This window comes from Turicibacter sp. HGF1, from assembly GCF_000191865.1.
GTDB lineage: Bacteria > Bacillota_I > Bacilli_A > MOL361 > Turicibacteraceae > Turicibacter > Turicibacter sanguinis.
On sequence record NZ_AEXQ01000018.1, the window covers coordinates 1 to 5967 of the forward strand.

The 5967-nt window shown below is 35.7% G+C and carries 5 protein-coding genes; 1 reads left to right on the forward strand and 4 read right to left on the reverse strand.

The features are described 5' to 3' along the window. Positions 1–24: 24 nt before the first annotated feature. Together HMPREF9402_RS01940 and HMPREF9402_RS01945 are read right to left on the reverse strand one after the other, a co-directional pair. Complete coding sequence (locus HMPREF9402_RS01940; protein WP_009606311.1) at positions 25–924, reverse strand: deoxyribonuclease IV; 900 nt, start codon at positions 922–924, stop codon at positions 25–27. Between the two features lie 10 nt (positions 925–934). Continuing rightward, complete coding sequence (locus tag HMPREF9402_RS01945) at positions 935–2236, reverse strand: DEAD/DEAH box helicase (protein ID WP_006783620.1); 1302 nt, start codon at positions 2234–2236, stop codon at positions 935–937. A gap of 203 nt (positions 2237–2439) precedes the next feature. Between HMPREF9402_RS01945 and HMPREF9402_RS01950 the strand changes: the two genes are divergently transcribed. Beyond that, positions 2440–3381 (forward strand): 4-hydroxy-3-methylbut-2-enyl diphosphate reductase, encoded by a 942-nt coding sequence (locus HMPREF9402_RS01950; protein WP_009606308.1) that lies wholly within the window; start codon positions 2440–2442, stop codon positions 3379–3381. A gap of 23 nt (positions 3382–3404) precedes the next feature. Here the strand turns inward: HMPREF9402_RS01950 and HMPREF9402_RS01955 are convergent, their stop codons facing one another. Beyond that, positions 3405–4055: a M15 family metallopeptidase gene (locus HMPREF9402_RS01955; RefSeq protein ID WP_009606310.1), complete on the reverse strand. Its 651-nt coding sequence runs from the start codon at positions 4053–4055 to the stop codon at positions 3405–3407. Between the two features lie 120 nt (positions 4056–4175). Next, positions 4176–5057 carry a choline/ethanolamine kinase family protein gene (locus tag HMPREF9402_RS01960; RefSeq protein ID WP_009606309.1) on the reverse strand — a complete coding sequence of 294 codons (882 nt, stop codon included), beginning with the start codon at positions 5055–5057 and terminating at the stop codon, positions 4176–4178. Positions 5058–5967: the final 910 nt, after the last annotated feature.

Here is a 5967-nt window from a genome sequence, read left to right on the forward strand (position 1 = left end):
TGGTACGGTTTCCTGTCTTTTTTGTTATAAACGTCCTAAAATGCGTTCTAAGTTCTTTGGATCAAATTCACCTTTTTTAAACATTTCAATTTCTTGTTTATACGGTGGGACTTTATCTTTCGAACCTTCCATCCCAACATAAGGTGTTTCTAAAATTTTAGGAACTTTCTCAAAATCTTTATGATACATAATATATTTTAACGCATCAAATCCGATTTCACCAAATCCGATGTTTTCATGGCGGTCTTTTTTAGCGCCAGATATATTTTTACTGTCATTGATATGAAAAGCAGCGATTTGTTTTTTTCCAATCAAACGATCAAATGATTCTAAAACGCCAGCGAAGTCATTCACGATATCATAACCTGCATCATGAACGTGGCATGTATCAAAACAAACGCGTAATTTTTCATTATGAACGACATGTTCAAAAATATAGGCTAATTCTTCAAAACTACGTCCAATTTCAGTTCCTTTACCGGCCATTGTCTCAAGTGCAATCGTAATCGCTGTATCTTTTGTTAAGACTTCATTTAATCCTTCAACAATTTTATCAAGTCCCGCTTCCACGCCTGCACCAACATGAGCACCAGGATGTAAAACAATCGTTTTCGCACGCAAGGCAACCGAACGCTCAATCTCTTTAGCTAAAAACTCAACCGCTAATTCAAATGTTTCAGGATTTACAGTGTTCGCTAAGTTAATAATATAAGGCGCATGAACCACAATATCAGAAATCCCATGTTCATTCATATAGTTCCATCCCGCATCGATATTTAACTCTTCAATTGCTTTACGACGTGTATTTTGAGGAGCACCCGTATAAATCATAAACGTATTCGCTCCATATGAATGAGCTTCCTTAGCAGCTCCAAGTAACATCTCTTTTCCAGCCATCCCAACATGAGATCCGATTTTTAACATCTAGCTCACCTTACTTTCTTTTACGACGCTCTTGACGTTTTACTTTATCCATTTCAAACTTCATTTTCTTTTTATAACCTGGTGTTACTTTTTTCGGTTTACGAACTTTTGCCTTTGCAATTTTATCAATTTCATTTTCTTTCTTTTCACGCTTTTGGCGACTATTACGAGCATTAACCGTTACCAATTCACCGTTTTTTAATTCTTTATAGTTGAATTTAATTCCACGTTCTTCTAACTCTTGTAATAATTCTTCTTCGGCTGAATCATATAATGTAATAGCTACTCCATCATAATTTCCACGCGCTGTACGACCAACACGATGGATATAAAACTCTAAATCCTGAGGAAGTTCATAGTTAATAACATGGCTAACTCCTTCAATATCGATTCCACGTGCTGCAATATCCGTTGCCACGATGTATTGGAAATCTAAATTACGAATACGTTGCATCATTTGACGGCGTTGACGTGGTGTTAAATCCCCATGGATCTGCCCAACTTGTAGCCCTTGTGATGTTAAAGCATTCGAAACTTCTGTGGCATGTTGTTTGGTATTAACGAAGATAATCGCTAAGTATGGATTAATGGTTTTAAGTAAATTTGCCACAATATTAACACGGCTGCGGTGTTTCGTTGGATATAAAATATGATTGATTTTAACCGCTGTTTGTTGACGTGGTTGAATGTGAATATGAGTTGGAACTGTCATATATTTCTTTAAGAACGGCTTTAATGCTTGAGGAATTGTTGCTGAGAAGACCATCATTTGTAAGTCTTTTCCCATTGTACCTGCAATTTGATCGATATCTGTTAAGAATCCTGTTTCAAGTGTCATATCTGCTTCATCAACGACAAACATTTTAGCTGTATGAACTAATAACGCACGTTCATTGATGGCTAAGTCTTTAATACGTCCTGGTGTTCCGATCACGATTTGAGGTTGTACCCCTAATCTTTCAATCGTTTGCTTTTTATCCGTTCCCCCCACATAACGTCCAATTTTAATTGGTGTTTCGCTAAATGACGCTAAATGACTTGCTACAATATAAATTTGTTCAGCAAGTTCGCGTGTTGGGGTTGTAATCACCGCTTGCACTTGTTGCACGTCTTCTTTTAGTGACTCAAAGATTGGAATTAAAAACGCATGTGTTTTTCCACTCCCTGTTTGAGACTGACCAATAATATCTTTACCTTCTAATGCTAATGGGATAACTTGTTCTTGAATTTGAGTTAATTCCTCAAAGTGTAAATCTTCAATCGCTGCCTTTAAGTATGGCTTTATATTTAAATCTTGAAAACGTTCAGACATTAATACCACTCCTTCAATTGTTAGTATGACTAACTTTAATCATTCATAAACCATGATTTCTATCTAAGTTGTAATTCCTTTTTACGCACAAATTCTATCTTACCAAAGTTTGACCACCAAATTCAACCTATATTCTTTATTATTAGGAGATAAACACTAAAATATGATATAATAAGACAAATTATAAAAAGAGGTGACTATCCATGAACGTCATTAAAATTGCTCCACGTGGTTATTGCCAAGGTGTGATCAGTGCTTTAAATATAGTTCAAAGCGCGGCACATGATGAGACACTTCCACGCCCAATCTATGTTTTAGGAATGATTGTTCATAATGAACATATAACAGATGCTATCAATCAACTCGGGGTGATTACCATTGATGATAAGAAAAAAACACGTGCTGAGCTTCTTGATCACATTGAATCAGGAACCGTTATTTTCACAGCACATGGTATCTCTCCCATCGTTAAACAAAAAGCAATTGACAAAGGACTTTATGTCATTGACGCTAGCTGTAAAGATGTGATTAAAACACATACGTTAATGAAAGAACACATTGACTTAGGGTATGATGTCATTTATATTGGAAAAAATGGTCATCCAGAAACAGAGGGCGCACTTGGTGTTGATGAACATCACATTCATTTAATTTCAAATGCCAACGAACTTGAAAACTTACAAATCTCCAATGATAAAATCATCATTACCAATCAAACGACGATGAGTTTATGGGATGTTTTTTCTCTTTCTGAAAAAATCAAAGAAAAATTCCCAAAAGCGATCTTCATTAAAGAAATTTGTAACGCAACTCAGGTTCGTCAAGAAGCGGTAGCAAATCAAGCAGGTGCAGCCGATTTAACAATTGTCGTAGGGGATCCACACAGTAATAATACGGCCCGTTTATCACAAATTTCAGTTGAACGTGCTAACACACCATCCTATCGAATCGCAGATTTAAGTGATTTAAATTTAGAGTGGTTAAAGGGCGTTGAAACAGTTGCGATTACGGCAGGAGCTTCAACTCCAACTCCAATCACCAAAGAAGTCATTGATTTCTTAGAAGCTTATGATGAATTAGATGCCTCAACGTGGGATACAACCTCACATATTACAAGTGATAAAGTGTTATTTAAACGCAAATAAAGCCAGGATTGTCCTGGCTTTATTTATTTTTCAAAATGTTGATAATCTTTAAGCGATGTCCAATCTCCCCCCCATGTCCAACCATATCGCTTAAAAATCTGATACACACAATCTCCCTGTTTAATCATTCCCTGAATGCATTGATTTCGGTCTACAAAGCTAACCCCATTGCTTGGCAATACAGTGCCTGATTTAATATACGGATTAATCCGTGGGTTTAAATCAATTGCAAGTCCAAGCGCATGCTTTGATAACTTCCCACCATCTGTTATTTCTCTAAAATTAAATCCACTGCTGTTGTTATCCATCATTGATAACTCATCTGAACCACCATAACAGCTCATCACTTTCATTTTTTCAATCGGATATCTCATCCCGTATAACTCTTTAAAAATAGCTAGCACCTCATCCGCTACTTTTTGATTAACAATGATTTCACCTTCATAAATATATCCATCAAAACCAAAATGCAATACCGATAAATAACGTAAATCATCATAACCCAAAACACTTTCATCTAAATAAACCCATTGTTTTACTTCATCACCATATCGTTCTTGTAGTGTCATGATTTTAAATCCTTGCATCTCAATCTCCTCCACTATCTCTTGACCCATAGACATCGACCAATCAACAACACCAAATAACATTTGATAAATCGCTATGAGCCACATGTTTAACCCCTTCTTTCCATCTTTATCATTTTAATCCGTTCAGCTAATAGATATGAATAGTTTTAACCAATCCCTCTTATTTGAAACAAAAAAAGCTGAGAATTTCTTCTCAGCCTTTGACTATGCTTCAAATTGTTTAACTTCTGTTAGGAACTGTTCAGCTTTCATTGAATACATGCTTGCAATCGCCTTGAAATTTAAATGAAGGTCCTCACTTAATCCAATTAAGTCTTTATATAACGCAACATTATGCCATTGTAAGCATTGGAAAGCACGCCATAAATAAAGACGCTTTAACTCCTCGACTTTTGGCTCACGGCCTAAATAAATCGGCAAAAAGGCTAATGCTAACTCGAAATCCTTGTTTCCAACACAAGCCACATCATACATCGGATCATTATTTCCTGCAAACTCCCAATCTAATAAATACGTGTGATCTGCTTCAACCACCATGTTTGAAATTTGGCTATCATTGTGACAAATCACTAATGGAAATTGATCTAAGAAGGAACGATATCCTAAAAATTCTTCTTTTAATTCAAAATATTTCTCAGTATGATACTCACCCTTATCGCTTACCAACTTTTCATAAGCATCTAATCGGTCATAAGGGCGATAATCATTCATCGCTTTTAATCCTGAATCATGAAGTTTATGCAAAACAACTGCCACTTCATCTAAGTAAGGTTGTGCATCTTCTGCTTCACTCAATGGAGTTCCCTCCACAAACTTAGCAATTTTATATCCTTTTTCAACATCGACATAAATCGTCTCATTATTGATTCCTAATGCATCAATAATCGCGATATTTTCTTTTTCTTCTTGGCGGTCAACAAACACTTCTGCATTTTTTCCAGGAATTCTAAACGTATATTTAGCTCCTTCTACTTCAACCACATAAGTGAAGTTTGACATCCCCCCCATTAAACGATGATCAATGATAACATTTGATTCATCTACTCCTAAAGCTTTTGCCGTTACAGATTTGATAATTGATTCCATAAGTGTCACTCCTTCTATCTAAAAAACACAATGTTTAATGATGATCGCGAGAAAACTCATACACTCTCGTAAATGGTTATGTCTTTTTCGTCCTAATTGTAACACAATTATAGATAAATTAGAGCTTTTTTATACGTACAATTTTAAACATGTAAACATTATCATATATCGTATCGATACAATTCAAACTCAAAATTTAGTTAATTAATAGCTAATAATTAAAATCAAATTGATCATCAAACACTTATAACCTCCCTTTTACTGATTAAAAGTTAAGGTGTCTCGCCGATCCCTTCTGGGACTACCTTAAACACCCTATTAATGATTGACCTATTGATCCTGATTCCCCGGAACATTCTCTATTCGAACATTAATCCCATTATTTTACCAAAATAAAAAAATTCTATTAAATAATTTATGCTTATCTAATAGAAAATTCTGTAGTTCCTCTTTTTTAATCCTCAACTCCACGCCACATAAAAAGAGGCAACCATTGGTCGCTCCTTTAAAATTAGACTATTTCTTATCAGATACGTTCAGCTCTCGGCTCACCTACTGATGAAGGATCACTCCACCATACCTGAAGTATCGTTATACTAAAGCGGTAATTTCAGTCACTTAATATCGACTTCTTCTTCTAATATGGTCTTTGCTCACACCTCGACTATCAACTATGAAATCGCCTCGCTTCACTCGGCATATAGTTGCACTAAAGTGGTAAGTTAAGTCACTTAACACCACAAGGAAAAGCCCCATCATTTGAGGATACCCTCTTCGAGGGATGGGCCCCCCCCTAAAATTTTCGAAGCACATAAAAAGAAGCAACCTTTCGATTGCTTCTTTAATCTAGATTATTTCGGTTCTATAATATTTGGTGTTGCTAACTAAGCAGCGCCTTTTTTATAGCATC